General features: G+C 74.8%; 15 protein-coding genes. 6 read left to right on the top strand and 9 right to left on the bottom strand.

Annotated features, from left to right (window positions below; translation table 11 throughout):
• Positions 1 to 64 precede the first annotated feature (64 nt).
• Positions 65 to 3,607 carry a proline dehydrogenase family protein gene (locus tag ACFVS0_RS03725; RefSeq protein ID WP_430587200.1) on the bottom strand — a complete coding sequence of 1,181 codons (3,543 nt, stop codon included), beginning with the start codon at positions 3,605 to 3,607 and terminating at the stop codon, positions 65 to 67.
• Positions 3,608 to 3,660: 53 nt separating this feature from the next.
• On the opposite strand from ACFVS0_RS03725, the gene ACFVS0_RS03730 reads away from it, so the two are divergent.
• A complete protein-coding gene (locus tag ACFVS0_RS03730; RefSeq protein ID WP_430548898.1) occupies positions 3,661 to 4,506 on the top strand; it encodes a helix-turn-helix domain-containing protein in 846 nt (281 codons plus the stop codon).
• An 8-nt stretch (positions 4,507 to 4,514) separates the two neighbouring features.
• Here the strand turns inward: ACFVS0_RS03730 and ACFVS0_RS03735 are convergent, their stop codons facing one another.
• The gene (locus ACFVS0_RS03735) at positions 4,515 to 5,801 is read right to left on the bottom strand and encodes an Nramp family divalent metal transporter (protein WP_430562338.1); all 1,287 of its coding nucleotides are present in this window, start codon (positions 5,799 to 5,801) and stop codon (positions 4,515 to 4,517) included.
• 216 nt (positions 5,802 to 6,017) lie between these two features.
• Here ACFVS0_RS03735 and ACFVS0_RS03740 point away from each other — a divergent pair, with 216 nt between their 5' ends.
• From ACFVS0_RS03740 to ACFVS0_RS03750, 3 genes are all read left to right on the top strand, one after another.
• Complete coding sequence (locus ACFVS0_RS03740; protein ID WP_430587201.1) at positions 6,018 to 6,611, top strand: biotin transporter BioY; 594 nt, start codon at positions 6,018 to 6,020, stop codon at positions 6,609 to 6,611.
• 246 nt (positions 6,612 to 6,857) lie between these two features.
• Positions 6,858 to 8,159, top strand: coding sequence for a Glu/Leu/Phe/Val dehydrogenase (locus ACFVS0_RS03745; RefSeq protein WP_430587202.1), 1,302 nt, complete (start codon positions 6,858 to 6,860; stop codon positions 8,157 to 8,159).
• On the top strand, positions 8,156 to 9,037 hold the full coding sequence (locus ACFVS0_RS03750; protein WP_430587342.1) for a putative protein N(5)-glutamine methyltransferase: 882 nt from the start codon (positions 8,156 to 8,158) through the stop codon (positions 9,035 to 9,037). The genes ACFVS0_RS03745 and ACFVS0_RS03750 overlap by 4 nt, the downstream gene beginning before the upstream one ends.
• A gap of 7 nt (positions 9,038 to 9,044) precedes the next feature.
• Here the strand turns inward: ACFVS0_RS03750 and hemQ are convergent, their stop codons facing one another.
• The 4 genes from hemQ to ACFVS0_RS03770 form a co-directional block, all read right to left on the bottom strand.
• Positions 9,045 to 9,809, bottom strand: a complete 765-nt coding sequence (gene hemQ / locus ACFVS0_RS03755; RefSeq protein ID WP_430548894.1) for a hydrogen peroxide-dependent heme synthase — start codon at positions 9,807 to 9,809, stop codon at positions 9,045 to 9,047.
• 19 nt (positions 9,810 to 9,828) lie between these two features.
• The gene (locus ACFVS0_RS03760; protein WP_430587203.1) at positions 9,829 to 10,974 is read right to left on the bottom strand and encodes a ferrochelatase; all 1,146 of its coding nucleotides are present in this window, start codon (positions 10,972 to 10,974) and stop codon (positions 9,829 to 9,831) included.
• A 115-nt stretch (positions 10,975 to 11,089) separates the two neighbouring features.
• A complete protein-coding gene (locus ACFVS0_RS03765; protein ID WP_430548892.1) occupies positions 11,090 to 11,584 on the bottom strand; it encodes a MarR family winged helix-turn-helix transcriptional regulator in 495 nt (164 codons plus the stop codon).
• Positions 11,585 to 11,663: 79 nt separating this feature from the next.
• Positions 11,664 to 12,425 (bottom strand): isoprenyl transferase, encoded by a 762-nt coding sequence (locus ACFVS0_RS03770; RefSeq protein ID WP_430548891.1) that lies wholly within the window; start codon positions 12,423 to 12,425, stop codon positions 11,664 to 11,666.
• A 258-nt stretch (positions 12,426 to 12,683) separates the two neighbouring features.
• Between ACFVS0_RS03770 and ACFVS0_RS03775 the strand changes: the two genes are divergently transcribed.
• Entirely contained in the window at positions 12,684 to 13,457 is a 774-nt protein-coding gene (locus ACFVS0_RS03775; protein WP_430548890.1) for a hemolysin III family protein, read from the top strand.
• A 35-nt stretch (positions 13,458 to 13,492) separates the two neighbouring features.
• Here the strand turns inward: ACFVS0_RS03775 and ACFVS0_RS03780 are convergent, their stop codons facing one another.
• Genes ACFVS0_RS03780 through mca form a run of 3 tightly spaced genes read right to left on the bottom strand, consistent with a single transcriptional unit; the run spans position 13,493 to position 15,689 of the window.
• Positions 13,493 to 14,458: a carbon-nitrogen hydrolase family protein gene (locus ACFVS0_RS03780; protein WP_430548889.1), complete on the bottom strand. Its 966-nt coding sequence runs from the start codon at positions 14,456 to 14,458 to the stop codon at positions 13,493 to 13,495.
• Positions 14,455 to 14,817 carry a hypothetical protein gene (locus ACFVS0_RS03785; RefSeq protein ID WP_430587204.1) on the bottom strand — a complete coding sequence of 121 codons (363 nt, stop codon included), beginning with the start codon at positions 14,815 to 14,817 and terminating at the stop codon, positions 14,455 to 14,457. The genes ACFVS0_RS03780 and ACFVS0_RS03785 overlap by 4 nt, the downstream gene beginning before the upstream one ends.
• Positions 14,814 to 15,689, bottom strand: coding sequence for a mycothiol conjugate amidase Mca (mca, locus tag ACFVS0_RS03790; protein ID WP_430587343.1), 876 nt, complete (start codon positions 15,687 to 15,689; stop codon positions 14,814 to 14,816). The genes ACFVS0_RS03785 and mca overlap by 4 nt, the downstream gene beginning before the upstream one ends.
• Before the next feature lie 107 nt (positions 15,690 to 15,796).
• Between mca and ACFVS0_RS03795 the strand changes: the two genes are divergently transcribed.
• Entirely contained in the window at positions 15,797 to 16,240 is a 444-nt protein-coding gene (locus ACFVS0_RS03795; protein ID WP_430548887.1) for a DUF4307 domain-containing protein, read from the top strand.
• Positions 16,241 to 16,272: the final 32 nt, after the last annotated feature.

Here is a 16,272-nt window from a genome sequence, read left to right on the forward strand (position 1 = left end):
CCCTACGGGGGCGGGCCTTCCCCCCCCCCCCCCCGGCCTCGCAGCGGGGTCGCGGCGGGGCCGCTCAGGCGTGCACGTGCCCGTACCGGTGGCGGGTGCGGCTGACGGCCTGCTCGCGCACGACGGCGAGCAGCTCGCGCCGGCCGCTGGCGACCACCGGCGCGTCGAGCACGGTCACGGTGCCGAGGCGGGTCGCGGCCGCCTCGCGCAGGCCCGGCGCACGGCCGACCACGCGGACGCGGCCGGTGACGCGGCCGGCCGCGACGGCGGCGGCGAAGTCCGCGTGGGAGGTCGGCGCCTCGTGCGGCACGCCCCAGCCGCTGTCGGTGTCCGGCACGACCACCGCGGGCACGCCCGCCCGCTTCGCCGCGGCGAGCACCCGCCGCACCTCGATCGGCAGGGCGCCGTCGCCGACGCGCACGGTCAGGCGGTCGATGGGCCGGTAGCGGAAGGTGTTCTCCTCCACCCGCAGGCCGGACTTGTCGTGCCCGACGCCGATCTCGGCCGCCCACGCGGCGTCGTCCGACGCCTGCGCCGCGGCGAGCCAGCCCTCGGGGTCGTGGGTGCGCGACGGCACGCCGTCGGCGTCCGCCCACGCGCCGAGCTCGGCGACGTAGTTGGGGCCGCCCGCCTTGGCGCCCGGGCCCACGGCCGAGGCCTTCCAGCCGCCGAACGACTGCCGCTGCACGATGGCGCCGGTGATGTGCCGGTTCACGTACACGTTGCCCGCCTCGACGCGGTCGAGCCAGGTGGCGATCTCGTCGTCGTCGAGGGAGTGGATGCCCGCGGTGAGACCGAAGTCCACCTGGTTCTGCAGGCGGATCGCCTCGTCCAGGTCCTGGGCGGTCATGATGCCGAGCACCGGGCCGAACACCTCGGTGAGGTGGAAGAACGACCCGGGCGCGACGCCGTCGCGCAGGCCCGGCGACCAGAGCCGGTCCTCCTCGATCCCCGCGGCGCGGGCGGCGTCGTCCAGGCGACGCGGGCGCACGAGCCACGACTCCCCCGGCTCGAGGGTCGTCAGCGCGCGCAGCAGCTTGCCCTGCGCGGGCTCGGTCAGCGGCCCCATCACGGTCGACAGCTCGGTGGGCGAGCCCACCGCGAGCGACTGCACGGCGTCGACGAGCTGGCGGCGGAACCGCTTGCCGGTCTCGGTGGTCGGGTCGCCGACCGAGCCGACCAGGATGACCAGCGACGCGGCCGAGCACTTCTGCCCGGCGTGGCCGAAGGCGCTCTTGACCAGGTCGGAGACGGCGAGGTCGAGGTCCGCCGACGGCGTCACGACCAGCGCGTTCTTGCCCGACGTCTCCGCGAGCACCGGGCGCTCCGGCCGCCAGGAGGCGAACAGCTCGGCCGTCTCGATGGAGCCGGTGAGGATCACGCGGGCCACGTCCGGGTGGGTCACGAGGTGCTGGCCGAGGTCGCCGTCGGGCACCCGCAGGAACTGCACGACGTCGCGCGCGACCTGCGGGTCGAGCCCGATCTCCGGCGCGACCTCGTCGAGCCCGGCGTGCACGGCCTCGATCGCCAGCTCGTAGCAGCGCGGCGTGGTGGGGGCCGGCTTCGCGAGCACGGAGGACCCGGCCGCGAGCGCCGCGAGCGCACCGCCCGTGGGGATGGCGACGGGGAAGTTCCACGGCGGGGTGACCAGCGTGACGCCGTCGGGTGTGAACGTGGCGCCGTCCACCTGCTCCAGGGCCTCGGCCATCGCGGCGTAGTAGTTCGCGAAGTCGATCGCCTCGCTGACCTCGGGGTCCGCCTCGGCGACCGTCTTGCCCGGCTCGTGCACCATGGCGGCGACGAGGTCCGTGCGGCGCGCCTCGAGCTCGCGGGCGGCGGCGCGCAGCACGCGCGCGCGGTCGGCGGGCGCGACGGCGGCCCAGGCGCGCTGGGCGGCGACGGCGCGGGAGACGGCGTCGTCGATCGCCTGGGTCGAGGTGATCTCGGGGGCCTGGACGGGGACGAACCCGGAGTCCGGCCCGACGACGCTGCGGGCCCACGCGCGGTGGCCGGCCACGGCCGGGTCGGTGTCGACGGCGTTGCGGAACGGCTCCGCGGAGGGGCAGCCGGCGGCGGTGGGCGCGGTGCCCCCGCCGGAGAACCGGTCGCGACGGCGCGGCGCGACGTCAACCGGCTGGTAGTGCATGCCGTGCCTCACGGACGCGCGGAAGGCGAGCTCCTGGCGTTCCATGGCCGTCGCCTCGACGCCGTCGTCGCCGCCGGCGGGAGCGAAGGCGGCGTGCAGGAAGTTCTGCTCGGCGGCGTTCTCCTCGAGGCGGCGCACCAGGTAGGAGATCGCGACGTCGAAGTCCTCGTCGCGCACCACCGGCGTGTACAGCACGACGTGGCCGCCGTCCTTGGCCACCTCGTCGCGCACGAGGCGCGCCTCGATGGGGGCCATGCCCTGCAGCATCTCGATGTCGAGCCCCTCGGTGACGCCACGGCCGCGCGCGAGCAGCACCGCGAGCGCCACGTCGAAGAGGTTGTGCGACGCGACCCCGAGGCGGACGGCGGCGGTGCGGTCGGCGCGCAGGTGGTGGTCGAGGATGCGCACGTAGTTGGCGTCCACGTCCGGCTTGGTCGGGTAGGGCGCCTGCGCCCAGTCGTGCAGCTCGGCCTCGACGTGCTCCATCGCCAGGTTGGCGCCCTTGACGAGGCGCACCTTGATGCGCGCGCCGCCGTCGGCCACGCGCTTCTGCGCGAACTCGGTGAGCTCGTCGAGCGCGCCCATCGCGTCGGGCAGGTACGCCTGGAGGACGATGCCGGCCTCGAGGTCGCGGAACTCGTCGCGGTCGAGCACCTGCGTGAAGACCGCGGTGGTGAGCGCGAGGTCCTTGTACTCCTCCATGTCGAGGTTGAGGAAGACGCCGTGGTCGCGCGCGGCCCGGTACAGGGGCAGCAGGTGCTCGACGACGCGCTCGCGCGAGCCGTCCAGGTCCCAGGTGACGAGCTGGGCCGCGACGGACGACACCTTGACGGAGACGTAGTCGACGTCGGGCCGGCGCACGAGGTCGATGGTGCGCTGCAGGCGGGCGGCGGCCTCGTCGTCGCCGAGCACGGCCTCGCCCAGGAGGTTGACGTTGAGGGTGTAGCCCTCGGCGCGGGTGCGGGCGAGGTGCTGGGTGAGCCCCTTGCCGGCGTCGGCCACGAGGTGGCCGACGAGCTGGCGCAGGCGCACCCGGGCGGCGGGGACCACGACGGAGGGCAGCACGGGCGCGACGACGGCGCCGACCTTGAACAGCGTGCGGTCGACGGGGCCGAGGAAGGTGGCCGAGCCGGCGTCCCGGCCGAGGCGGGCGAGCGCGGTGGCGGCGACGCCGACGTCCTGGGGGCGCGCGACGTCGTCGACGAACCCGACGGCGAGCTCCAGCCCGGCCGGGTCGGAGACGAGCGAGCCGAGCCGCTCGGCGGTGGCGCGCGTCTTCCGGTCCGCGCGGGTGGTCGACCCGGCCTGGCCGGACGAGCCGGAGGCGACGGCGATCCAGTGGTGGGCGAGGGCGACCGCGTCCTCGACGAGGGCTTCGGCGCCCTGCTGGCCTGCGACGGTGTCGGCGCTGCGCACGGCGGAGGGGGTGGCGCCGCCGCGCGCCGGAACGGAGGTACTCATGCCACCAGGGTGCGCCCTCGGCCCAGGGCCCGTCTTGTACGATCGGGCCCGCGATGGGCGCAGATTCCGACAACACCGGCGACGCCTCGGGCGACACCTCGAGCGGCGCCCTCGGCGACCCCTCGCCGGCCCGCGACGACGCGTCCACGGACGTTCCCGGCACCGCCGCCCTGATGGCCGCCCTGTCCCCCGTGATGGTGGACCTGATGGACGAGCTGTCCGACGTCATGTTCTGCGCCAAGGACGCCGACGGGCGCTACCTCGCGGTGAACCAGGTGTTCGTGCGCCGCACCAACGAGCGCTCCCGCCGGCAGGTGCTGGGCCGCCGCGCCGTCGACCTGTTCGTGCCCGAGCTGGCCGAGCGCTACGAGGCCCAGGACGCCGAGGTGGTGCGCACGGGCCGCCCGCTGCGCAACGAGCTGGAGCTCATCCGCCGCGTGGGCGGCACACCCGGCTGGTTCCTCACGGCGAAGCTCCCGGTGCGCGACGGCGCCGGGCGCGTGGTCGGCCTCGTCTCCGTGTCGCAGGACCTGCGCTCGGGCGACGCCGACGACGCGACGATGGACGCGATGGCCCGCCTGGTCGCCGCCGTCGAGCGGCACCTCGACACCTCGCCCGGCGACCCGCTGTCCGTGGCCGACCTGGCGCGCCTGTCGGGCAGCACGCCCGCCGTCCTGGACCGCCGGGTGCGCAAGGTCTTCGGGCTCTCCCCGCGCCAGCTCGTGCTGCGCACGCGCGTGGACCGCGCCGCGCACCTGCTCACGTCCACGACGACGCCGCTCGCCGAGGTCGCCGCCGCCGCGGGCTTCTACGACCAGCCCTCGTTCACGCGGACCTTCGCCCGGCTCACGGGCGAGACGCCGTCGTCGTTCCGCCGGCGCGCCCGCGCCGCCGGCTGACCGGCGCCTCAGCCGAAGACGGGCGCCAGCGCCTGGACGAGCTGCTGCACGCCCAGCACGACGAACATGCCGGCGATGACGACGAGCGCCACGTTGGTCAGCGGCCGGTTGCGCCACCGCTCCGGCACCCGCGAGGAGTTCATGAGGAACAGCAGCGTGATCGCGAGGAACGGCATGAACAGCGAGCCCAGCACGCCGTAGGCGACGACGAGGGCGATCGGCTGGTCGAGCAGGAGCAGCAGCATCGGCGGGAACGTCAGCCACAGGATGTAGAGCCGGTAGTACGAGCCGCCCGCCTTGCGCCGCGGGTCGTCCTCCGAGAGCCCGCGCGCGGTGGCGACGAAGTCGGCGAACATCAGCGACACGCCGTTCCACACGCCGAGCACCGAGGAGAACGACGACGCCCAGAACCCCACGAGGAACAGCGGCGCCATGAACGCGCCGTAGCGCTCGGCCAGCACGTCGGCGAGGTCGACGAGGCCGCCCTCGCCGTCGGCGATGGTGATGCCGGAGGAGTAGAGCAGCTCGGCGCCGACGATCAGCATGGAGATCACGAAGACGCCGGAGATCACGTAGGCCATGGCGTTGTCGATCCGCATGACCTTCATCCAGCGCGGGGTGTGCCAGCCCTTCTCCTTGAGCCAGTACCCGTACGCCGCGAGCGTGATCGTGCCGCCGACGCCGCCGGCGAGGCTGAGGGTGTAGATGATCGAGTCCTCGGGGATCCGCGGCACCAGGCCACCCAGGATCTCGCCGATGTTCGGCAGGGTGAGGACCGCCGAGCCGACGATCGTCACGAACATCACGCCGACGAGCACCGCGATGACGTACTCGAACATCTTGTACTTGCCGAGCCAGACGACCGCTGCCCCGATGAGGCCGGACATGATCGCGAACCAGATCAGGTCGACCTGCGGGAACAGCGCGACGAGCGGCAGGGCCGAGCTCGACATCGCCGCGGCGCCGTAGCTGAAGCCCCACACCACGATGTAGATGCCGAAGTAGACGCTGGCCCACGCGCCCAGCGACTTCCAGCCGTCGAAGATCGTGCGGCCCGTGGCGAGCGACCAGCGCCCGGCGCCCTCGACGAGCACGATCTTGATGAGGACGCCGAGGACGGCGGCCCACATCAGGGTGTAGCCGAAGCGGCTGCCCGCGACGAGCGTCGCGACCAGGTCGCCGGCGCCGATGCCGGTGGCGGCGACGACGAGGCCCGGGCCGACGATGCGCCAGCGTGGGCGTTCGTCCCTGAGCTCGTGGTCGAGGGCGGGAGATGCGACGTCCTTGTCAGCCATGTTGCCGGAGGCTACCGCACGGGTGTTGCGGGCATCGGAAACATGCCGGGCAGGTCCGATCTCGCCGTCCCGGGCCGTGCACGAATCCCACAATCAGACGGCCCCAGCACGCCGATGGACACCGCGCCTGTGTATGAGTCGTACAAATCCGTGCCCTGCGCTCTTGGCGACGTCCGGCCATGACCGCGGCCGGGCCGAGCACCTAGCGTCGTCGTCATGACCGCAGCCACCCTCTCCCTCTCCCCCGCCCGCCCGCGCCGCGTCCTCGCGGACCTGCTGCCCGGGGCCCTCGCCCGCGACGCCGTGCTCGTCGTCGCGGTGGCCGCCCTCACCGCCCTGGCCGCGCAGGTCGTGATCCCCGTGCCCGGGCTGCCGGTGCCCCTCACCGGCCAGACGTTCGCCGTCCTGCTCGGCGCCGCCGCCCTCGGGCCGTGGCGCGGCGCCGCCGCCCAGGCGGTGTACCTCACCGCGGGCGTCGCCGGCCTGCCCGTGTTCGCCGGCGCGACGGCGGGCTGGGAGTCGGTCGCCGGCGCGTCCGGCGGCTACCTCGTCGGCTTCCTCCTGGCGGGCGTGGTCGTCGGGGCGCTCGCGCGCCGCGGCGCCGACCGCCGGGCGCTGTCCACCGTCGGCACCTACGCCCTCGGCACCCTCGCCGTCTACGTGGTGGGCGTGCCGTGGCTCGCGGTGAGCACGGGGATGCCCGTGGGCGCCGCCCTGCTCTCCGGCGCCGTCGTCTTCCTGCCCGGCGACGCGCTCAAGGCCGCGCTCGCCGCCGCCCTGCTGCCGGCCGCCTGGCGGTTCGTGCGCTGACGCACCGCCGGTCGAGCGTGTCGAAAACGCCGTCCCTCGGTCTCGACACGCTCAACCGGCGGCATCGTCGGGTCAACGCCCGGACACGGCTCCGTAAGGCGGCGGGTTTCGCCCGCTGGAGGGTGCGCGGGAGCGGCTACGGTGGGCGCCGAGGCCCACCATCCCGGGCCGCGCCACCCCTGCCGGGGCCCCTGACCGGGGCCCTCGGCACCGTGTCCTGGAGGACCCGTGACGACGACGACGTCGATGACCTCGACACCCCTGCCCGACACCCCGGCCGCACCGGCCGCCGCCCCCGCGCCGAGGGCGAGCTCCCCGCTCGACACGGCGCACAGCCAGCTCGCCAGCGCCGTGGCCGTGCTCGGCTACGACGAGGGCCAGCGACAGATGCTGGCCACCCCCCGCCGCGAGATCCACGTGGCCGTGCCCCTGCGGCGCGACGACGGCGAGACCGTCCTCTTCCACGGCTTCCGCGTGCAGCACAACATCACCCGCGGCCCCGGCAAGGGCGGGCTGCGCTACGCGCCCGGCGTCGACATCGACGAGGTCCGCGCCCTCGCCATGTGGATGACCTGGAAGTGCGCCATCGTCGACCTGCCGTACGGCGGCGCCAAGGGCGGCGTCGCCATCGACCCGCGCGACTACTCGACGGCCGAGCTGGAGCGCGTCACCCGCCGGTACACCTCCGAGATCATGCCGATGATCGGCCCGGACACCGACATCATGGCGCCCGACATGGGCACCGACGAGCACACGATGGCATGGGTCATGGACACCTACTCCGTGAACCGCGGGTACACGATCCCCGCCGTCGTCACCGGCAAGCCCCTGGCGCTGGGCGGCTCCCGCGGCCGCGGCACCGCCACCAGCGCCGGCATCGTGCACGCCACGGCGGCCGCGCTCGGCGAGGCCGGCGTGCCGCTGACGGACGTCACCGTCGCCGTGCAGGGCTTCGGCAAGGTGGGCTCGCACGCCGCCGCGATCTTCGCCGCGCGCGGCGCGACCGTCGTCGCGGTGAGCGACCAGTACGGCGGGCTCCGCAACGACGCGGGCCTCGACGTCCCCCGCCTCCTCGCGCACGTCGCCGCCACGGGCTCCGTCGTCGGCTTCGACGGCGCCGACCCGCTGTCCAACACCGAGCTGCTCGGCCTCGACGTCGACGTCCTCGTGCCGGCCGCCGTCGAGGGCGTGCTCGACGGCGTCACCGCCGCGGGCGTCCGGGCACGCTGGGTGGTCGAGGGCGCCAACGGCCCCACCACCACCGAGGGCGACCGCGTGCTCGCCGCGAACGGCGTCACCGTCGTGCCGGACGTGCTCGCCAACGCCGGTGGCGTCGTCGTCTCCTACTTCGAGTGGGTGCAGGCCAACCAGACCTACTGGTGGTCCGAGCAGGAGATCGCCGACCGCCTGGAGCACCGCATGACCTCCGCGTACGGGGACGTCTCCGCGCTCGCCAAGCGCGAGGGCCTGTCGCTGCGCGACGCCGCGCTGGTCATCGGCGTGCAGCGCACCGCGGAGGCGCACCGCATCCGGGGGCTGTACCCCTGAGCACCGACCGGACGGACCCCGCGGCGCCCGCGGCCGGCGACCTGGAACCCCTGGTCGCGCGGCTGCGGGCGGCCGGCTGCGTGTTCGCGGAGGACGAGGCGGCGCTGCTGCTCGAGGCGGCCGCGCGCCCGGAGCCGGCCGCTCGGCGCCGCAGCGGAGGTGCCGACGCCGTCGACGGCGACCGCCTCGAGGAGCTGGTCGCCCGGCGCGTGGCGGGCGAGCCGCTGGAGCACGTGCTGGGCCGGGTGGAGTTCGCCGGCCGCTCCTGGTCCGTGGGGCGCGGCGTGTTCGTGCCCCGGCGCCGCACGGAGCTGATGGTCGGCGCGGCGCTCGCGCTCCCCGCCCCGGCCACGGTGCTCGACCTGTGCTGCGGCTGCGGCGCGGTGGGCGGCGCCGTGCTGCTGGGGCTCCGGGCCGCGGGCGCCGCGCCGGTGCTGCACGCGAGCGACGTCGAGCCGGCCGCCGTCGTGCACGCCCGTCGCAACCTCGGGCCGCTCGGTGCCGCCGTGCACGAGGGGGACCTGCTGTCCGTCGTGCCGGCGATGCTGCGGGGACGCGTCGACCTGCTGCTGTGCAACGCGCCCTACGTGCCCACCGGCGCCATCGCGACGATGCCGCCCGAGGCCCGCGACCACGAGCCCGCCGTCGCGCTCGACGGCGGGGCCGACGGCCTCGACGTGCTGCGCCGCGTGGTGGCGGCCGCCCCGGGCTGGCTCGCCCCGGGCGGGTCGCTGCTCTTCGAGGTCGGCACCGGCCAGGTCGACGGCGCGACCGCGCTCGTCGAGGCGCACGGGCTGCGGGCGACCGTCGTCACCGACGACGACCCGGACGCCGACGACGCCACCGGCGGCACCGTCGTCGTCGCCACCGTCACCTGACCCGCGGTCAGGCGCGGGGCTGCTTCTCCGCCCAGTCGGCGAGGGTGACGCGCGGGCCGGTGAAGAACGGCACCTCCTCGCGCACGTGGCGGCGGGCCTCGGTGGCGCGCAGGTCGCGCATGAGGTCGACGATGCGGTGCAGCTCGTCGGCCTCGAAGGCCAGCAGCCACTCGTAGTCGCTCAGCGCGAACGTGCTCATCGTGTTGGCGCGCACGTCCTTGTAGCCCGCCGCGGCCATGCCGTGGTCGCGCAGCATCGTGCGGCGCTCGGCGTCGGGCAGCAGGTACCAGTCGTAGGAACGCACGAACGGGTACACCGAGAGGTAGTCGCGGGGACGCTCGCCGGCGAGGAACGCGGGCACGTGGCCCTTGTTGAACTCGGCGGCGCGGTGCAGCGCCACGACCGACCACTCCGGCGCGAGCGCCGACCCCAGGCGGGAGGCGCGCAGCCGCTGGTAGGCGCCCTGCACCGACTCGACGGTCGGGCCGTGCACCCACACCATGAGGTCGGCGTCGGCGCGCAGGCCGGCGACGTCGTACACGCCGCGCACGACGACGTCGCCCTCGGCGCGGGCGGGGTCGCGGGCGTCGTCGGGCTGGCCGTCCCAGAGGGCGGCCTCCGCCTCCGCGGCGATCTCGGCGCGCTCGGCGTCGCCCACGGGCAGCGGCTCGGCGGTGGAGAAGACCGCGATCATCGCGTACCGGATCGACTCGTTGATCGCGGCGGCGTCGACGGTCTCGCCGGTGTCGCCGTGGATGTGGCTGTCGGTCATGACGTCCTCTCGGTCCGGGTCAGGAGTGCAGGTCGACGCTGCACAGGGCGGGGATGCCGCTGGGCTCCTCGTCCCGCCGCAGGCAGCAGCCGGGGGCGCACACGGAGCGGAACGCGGGCAGGTTGCCCACCGTCTCCTCCGCGACCTCCTCGCCGCGGGCGATCGCCGCGCGCTCGAGGAGCAGGTCCACCAGGCCGGAGACGAACACCGGGCGCGTGCCGACCGTGCCCGCGCGCACCGCGGTCATGCCGAGCTCGGTCGCGGTGGCCATCGCCTCGGTGTCGAGGTCGTAGGCGACCTCCATGTGGTCGGAGACGAAGCCGATCGGGGACAGGACGACGTCCTTGAGCCCCTCGCCGGCCCGCTCGGTGAGCAGGTCGTTGACGTCCGGCTCGAGCCACGGCTGCGACGGCGGGCCGGAGCGCGAGCAGTACGCGAGCTCCCACTCGACGGCGTGCCCGCGCACCTCGGAGACGACGGCCGCGATGACGGCGGCGACGTCCAGGTGCTGCGCCGAGTACGTGGCGTGCGAGACGCGGGACGCGGCCTCCATCGTGTCGGGGATGGAGTGCGTGACGAAGACGAGCTTGGCCGCGGCCGGGTCGCCGCCCTTCGCCTCGAGCGCCTCGTAGCCCTCGAGCACGGCCTCGGCGTTGGCCGCCACGAAGCCGGGGTGGTTGAAGTAGGAGCGGATCTTGTCGAACTGGACGCCGGTGGAGCCCTCGGAGCCGAGCTGCCCGCGCTTCTCCAGCGTCACCGCGAGGTCCTCGCGGTACTGGCGGCAGCCGGAGTACGAGGAGTACGCGGAGGTCACGAGCGCGACGGCACGCGTCGCGCCGAGACGCTCCAGCTCGTCGATGGCGTCGGTGGTGTAGGGCTCCCAGTTGCGGTTGCCCCACACGACGGGCAGGTCGATACCGCGGTCGGCGAGCTCGGCCTCGAGCGCCGCCTTCAGCGCGAGGTTCTGCTCGTTGATCGGGCTCTTGCCGCCGAAGCCGTAGTAGTGCTCGCCGACCTCCTCGAGCCGCGAGTCGGGGATCCCCTTGCCGGCGGTCACGTTGCGGAGGAACGGGACGACGTCCTCCGGCTTGTTCGGGCCACCGAAGGAGTACAGGAGCAGGGCGTCGTACGGGCCGGCATCGGCCGACTGGGGGGTCAGCGACATGACTGCCATCATGGCACCGGCTCAGGGCCCGGCCCGCCGAGAACGTGCTCCGGCCGACGTGACGTTGAAGGAACGCGTTGTCATCTCGTCGCCGACGTCCCGCACAGCCGTCCCGTCAGCCCGACGCCGGGCGGTCGGGGATGTCCGCCTGCGCGAGCCGCAGCCGGTCCAGCAGGTCGCGCAGGTGCTCGAGCTCCTCGCCCGGCAGGGCCGGGCTCACGTACTCCGCGATGGTGCGCACGTGCGCGAGCCCGGTCTCGCGCTGGCGCCGCGCGCCTTCCGCGGTGAGCCGCACCAGGGTCCCGCGGGCGTCGTCGGCGGGCACCGACCGCGCCACGAGGCCGCGCCCCTCGAGCCGCTCGACCATCCGCGACAACGACGACTGCGCGATCAGCATCCCCTCGTTGAGGTCGCGCAGCCGCAGCTCGCCCCGCGGGGCGCGCGACAGGGTGAACAGCACGTCGTACTCCCGCATCGACAGGTCGCGCCAGATGTCGTCGGCCTGGAAGCGGCGCATGAGCGTGACCTGCGCCCGGAACAGCGACTCCCAGGCCTCGGCGGCGAGGCGGACGTCGGCCGTGGGGCGGGTCTCGTGCTCGGGCGGGGTCACCGTGGCAGTGTGCCGCACTCCCCGCCGGTCAGGCCTGTCGAAGCGCCGGGTCCGGGCGGTCGGCACCGCCGGGCACCGCTCAGCGGCCGAGACGGCGCTCCCGCCGGGAGAAGTCGCGCAGGGCGCGCAGGAAGTCCACCCGGCGGAAGTCGGGCCAGTACGCCTCGCAGAAGTACAGCTCCGAGTGGGCGCTCTGCCACATGAGGAAGCCGCCGACGCGCAGCTCGCCCGACGTGCGGATGACGAGCTCCGGGTCCGGCTGGCCCTTCGTGTAGAGGTGGGCCGCGATGTCGTCGACGTCGATCCGCTCGGCCAGCTCCTCGAGCGACGCACCCGTCGCGGACTCCTGCTTGAGGTACGACCGGACGGCGTCGGCGATCTCGTGCCGGCCGCCGTAGCCGACGGCGACGTTCACCTGCAGCCCCTGGACGTTCTTCGTGGCCTCCGCCGCGCCGCGCACGGCGTCCGCGAGCTCGCCCGGCAGTAGGTCGAGGCGGCCCACGACGCGCAGCCGCCAGCGGCCCGACTCGGCGAGGTCCTGGACGGCGTCGCGGATGATGTCGAGCAGGTCGGCCAGCTCGGACGCGGGGCGCGCGAGGTTGTCGGTGGACAGCATCCAGAGGGTGACCACCTCGACGCCGAGCTCCTCCGCCCAGCCGAGGAACTCCGCGATCTTGTCCGCCCCCCGCCGGTGCCCGGTGGCAGCGGTCTCGCCGAACGACCGGGCCCACCGCCGATTCCCGTCGAGGATGACGCCCACGTGCCGGGGCGTCTGCGCCGTCGGCAGCGAGGCGGCCAGGCGCCGCTCGTACAGGCCGTAGAGCAGGTGGGGCATGCGCACGCGGGACCTCGGGGGTTCGGGCCGGACCGCGGGCGCGCGACAGCGCGGGCACCCGGCGGGGGCAGGACGGACGGAGAGCGGGACAACGGTACCGCTCCCGTGGACCCGCAGGTCCAGGGCCTGGGCGACGCTCGGCGACGCCCCGCAACCCCTGCGCACGATCTTCACGGCGCGGGGTCCTCGTGTCCGCGCCGCGTCCCCTACGCTGGCGTAACCTACGGATGCGTAGGTTCGCCGTCCGACCGAGAAGGAGCACCCGTGGCAGCAGCCGCCCAGCCGAACGGCCACCGGGCCGACCGCCTCGACGCGTCCGACGTCGCGGAGGTGGCCCGCGAGGCGAAGGGCGTCGTGGGCGACGCCGTGCAGACCGTGTCGGCGGCGGCCGCCGGGAAGCCGGCGCTCCTCAAGCCGCACCTGCGCGGCTGGATCCACGCCGTGACGACCCCGCTGGCGCTGGCCGCCGCGATCGTGCTGGTCGTCCTCGCCGACACCGCCGCCGACAAGGTCGCGTGCGCGATCTTCGGCCTCACCGCCGTCATGCTGTTCGGCACCAGCGCCGTCTACCACCTCGGCACCGGCACCTGGTCGCCCCGCACCGCCGCCGTCCTGCGGCGCCTGGACCACGCCAACATCTTCCTCATCATCGCCGGCACGTACACGCCCCTGGCCGTGATGCTGCTGCCGCGCGGCACCGCCACCGTGCTCCTCGCCGTCGTCTGGAGCGGCGCGATCCTCGGCCTCGTCGGGCGCGTGCTGTGGATGAGCGCGCCGCGGTGGCTCTACGTCCCGGTGTACGTGGCGCTGGGCTGCGTCGCCGTCGGCTACATCCCGCAGTTCTCCGCGGCGGGCGGCGCCGCCGTCGCGTGGCTGGTCGCCTCGGGCGGCATCGCGTACATCCTCGGCGCCGTCGTCTACGGCACCAAGTTCCCGAACCCGTCGCCCCGCTGGTTCGGGTTCCACGAGATCTTCCACGCGCTCACCGTGGTCGGGTTCACCTGCCACACCGTGGCGATCTACCTTGCGGCCCTGTAGCCGCACGTCGCCGCACGCGGCCGGGCCCGGCGGCCTCAGCCCGCGGGCACCACCAGGTAGCGCCGGTTCGCCAGCGACGGGTTCTGCCGACGCACCTGGGCCAGCGGCTCCGGGTCCAGGTCCACGGTGCGCACCTGCGGGGTCTCGTCGAGCTCGAGGCCGACGACGCCGTCCGGCCCGGCCAGGAGCGACCGGCCCACCAGCCCGGGGCCGGACATCCCGACACCGATCACCACCGCCGTGTTCTCGATCGCCCGCGCGCGCAGCAGCGTGCGCCAGTGGTCCGCCTTGAGCGGACCGTCCACCCACGCCGCCGGGACGACGATGACGTCCGCGCCGGCGTCCACGAGGCGGCGCGCCGACTCCGGGAAGCGCAGGTCGTAGCAGGTGACGACGCCGAACGTGAGGTCCCCCAGCCGCAGCACGAGCGGGGGCACGCCGGCCGGACCGGCCTCGAGGCGGTCGGACTCGCGGGTGCCGAACGCGTCGTACAGGTGCACCTTGCGGTACGCGCCGACGACGGAGCCCGTCGCGTCGACCGCGACGACGGTGTTGAAGGCGCGCGTCGGCGGCTCGGGCGCCGAGCCGACCGTCGGCGTCGTCCCCGTGATCGCGGGCAGCGACCCCGTGACCGCCGGGAACGACCCGGTCACGGCCGGGAAGGCCCCGCTGACGGCGGGGAACGCGCCCGTCACCGTCGGGTGCTGGCCCGTGCTTGCCGCCGGCGCGCCGTAGGCCGGCAGGGTGGTGCCGGCCACCACCGCGATGCGGTACCGCGCGGCGTGCTGGCGCAGGGCCGTGACGAACGGGCCGTCGAGCGGCTCCGCGTGCTCGACGCCGACGCCGTGCGGGTCGTAGCCGGAGGAGTACTCGGGCAGCACCAGCAGGTCCGCGCCGACGCGGCCGGCGGCGAGGAAGGCCTCGGCGACCGCCTCGCGGTTGGCGTCGTGGTCGGCCGTGATCGCGAGCTGTCCGACCGTGACACGCACGCTCGTGCTCATCGCCCGGGCTCGCCGTCCGTGCCGCCGCTCCTGCCGTCGTCGTCGGTACCGTCGTCGCCACCGTCGCCCGTGCTACCGTCGCGCGGCCCACCGTCGGGCGCCCCGGGGCCCCGCCCCGGGCCCTGGAGACCGAAGTGCTTGGGCTCCTCGAGCGGGATGCCCTGCTCCTCGGCGTTGCGCTGCGCGCGGCGCAGGTGCCGCGTGAGCGACAGGAAGAGCAGCACGCAGGCCACGGCCACCGCGAACGTCGCGACGAACCCGGCGAGGCCCGGCGTCACCTGGAGCTCGTCCGGCCCCTGGGTCGGGCTGGGGCTCGGGCTCGGCGCGGCGGCGAGCAGGGTCGCCCAGGCGGCGCTCATCGGTCGCCCTCCCGCAGGCCGGCGAACAGGTCGTCCTCGGGCAGCGACGTCGGCACGCGGGAGTCCGCGAGCTCGAACTCCTCGGTGGGCCACACGTCGGCCTCGAGGTCGCGCGGCACGGCGAAGAAGAACCCGGCCGGGTCGATCTGCGACGCGTGCGCCACGAGGGCCGCGTCGCGCTGGGCGAAGAAGTCCGCGACGGCCACGTGCGTGGTCGCCTCCCGCTCGGGGATCTCGCGCGCCGCACGCGACTCGATCCAGTCGCCGAACGGCGACTCCAGGCCGGCGCCCTGCATCGCCTCGTGCACGGCGCGCATGCGCGCCATCGAGAAGCCGTGGTTGTAGTAGAGCTTGAGCGGCTCCCAGGGCTCCGCGCCGCCCTCGACGACGTACCGGGAGGCGTCGCCCGCCGCGTGGTACGCCTCGTACCCCACCTCGTGGCACTTGATGTGGTCGGGGTGCGGGTACCCGCCGGACGGGTCGTAGGTCGTCATGACGTGCGGGCGGAACTCGCGCACGAGCTCCACGAGGGGCGCGGCCGCCTCGTCGAGCGGCGTCAGGCCGAACGAGCCCTCGGGCAGCGGCGGCAGCGGGTCGCCCTCCGGCAGCCCGGAGTCCACGAAGCCGAGCCACGTCTGCCGCACGCCGAGCGCCTCGGCCGCGGCCGCCATCTCCAGGCGGCGCACCGCCAGGCGGCCCTCGATGGTGTCGAACTCGTGCCCCTCGGGCACCTGGAAGCTCGGGTTGAGGACGTCGCCCCGCTCGCCGCCCGTGCAGGTCACCACGAGCACCTCGACGCCCTCGGCGGCGTACCGCGCGGTGGTCGCGGCTCCCTTGCTGGACTCGTCGTCCGGGTGCGCGTGCACCGCCATCAGACGCAGGGGCTCGGACCGCGGGGTGGGCGGCACGGAGGAGGCGGAGGACAAGGTCCCTCCCGGGGTGACGGGTCGGCAGCGAGGTTCAGGGACAATGGTGCACCATGAGCGAGCCCGTCAGCCCCACTCCGCCCGCCGACCGGTACGGCACGTCGCGTGCTGGACAGGACGGTCGCCAGGACGGCCGGCGCCCGCTCGGCACGGGGGCCAAGGTGGCGATCGGCGTCGCCCTCGCGGCGGCCGTCGGCGTGGCCGCCTGGTTCTCGGTCGAGCAGACCCGCCGGGACCCGGTGACGGTGGAGATGGTCGGCTTCGACGTCCGCGACGCCGAGCAGGTGGACGTCACCTTCCAGGTCCACATGCCGCCCGGCACGACGGCGGTCTGCGAGGTCGAGGCGCTCGCGCAGAGCTACGCCCAGGTCGGCACCGTCGACGTGCCCGTCGGGCCTGCCGAGCAGCAGACCTCGACGTACTCGGTGACGGTCCGCACGTCCGAGGAGGCCACGACCGCCGTCGTCGAGTCCTGCGACGTCCCCGACGCGCCCTGACACCGCCCCGATCCCGTGTCTCGACCGGGATC

The organism is Isoptericola sp. NPDC058082, from assembly GCF_042885055.1.
Classification (GTDB): domain Bacteria; phylum Actinomycetota; class Actinomycetes; order Actinomycetales; family Cellulomonadaceae; genus Isoptericola.

Coding starts and splice junctions, on each gene's coding strand:
- ACFVS0_RS03785 (WP_430587204.1), bottom strand. CDS start 14,817: ATGAGCGCCGCCTGGGCGACCCTGCTCGCCGCCGCGCCGAGCCCGAGC.
- ACFVS0_RS03780 (WP_430548889.1), bottom strand. CDS start 14,458: ATGAGCACGAGCGTGCGTGTCACGGTCGGACAGCTCGCGATCACGGCC.
- ACFVS0_RS03760 (WP_430587203.1), bottom strand. CDS start 10,974: ATGTCGCTGACCCCCCAGTCGGCCGATGCCGGCCCGTACGACGCCCTG.
- ACFVS0_RS03795 (WP_430548887.1), top strand. CDS start 15,797: ATGAGCGAGCCCGTCAGCCCCACTCCGCCCGCCGACCGGTACGGCACG.
- hemQ (WP_430548894.1), bottom strand. CDS start 9,809: ATGACCGACAGCCACATCCACGGCGACACCGGCGAGACCGTCGACGCC.
- ACFVS0_RS03740 (WP_430587201.1), top strand. CDS start 6,018: ATGACCGCAGCCACCCTCTCCCTCTCCCCCGCCCGCCCGCGCCGCGTC.
- ACFVS0_RS03735 (WP_430562338.1), bottom strand. CDS start 5,801: ATGGCTGACAAGGACGTCGCATCTCCCGCCCTCGACCACGAGCTCAGG.
- ACFVS0_RS03730 (WP_430548898.1), top strand. CDS start 3,661: ATGGGCGCAGATTCCGACAACACCGGCGACGCCTCGGGCGACACCTCG.
- ACFVS0_RS03725 (WP_430587200.1), bottom strand. CDS start 3,607: ATGAGTACCTCCGTTCCGGCGCGCGGCGGCGCCACCCCCTCCGCCGTG.
- ACFVS0_RS03745 (WP_430587202.1), top strand. CDS start 6,858: ATGACCTCGACACCCCTGCCCGACACCCCGGCCGCACCGGCCGCCGCC.
- mca (WP_430587343.1), bottom strand. CDS start 15,689: ATGGCGGTGCACGCGCACCCGGACGACGAGTCCAGCAAGGGAGCCGCG.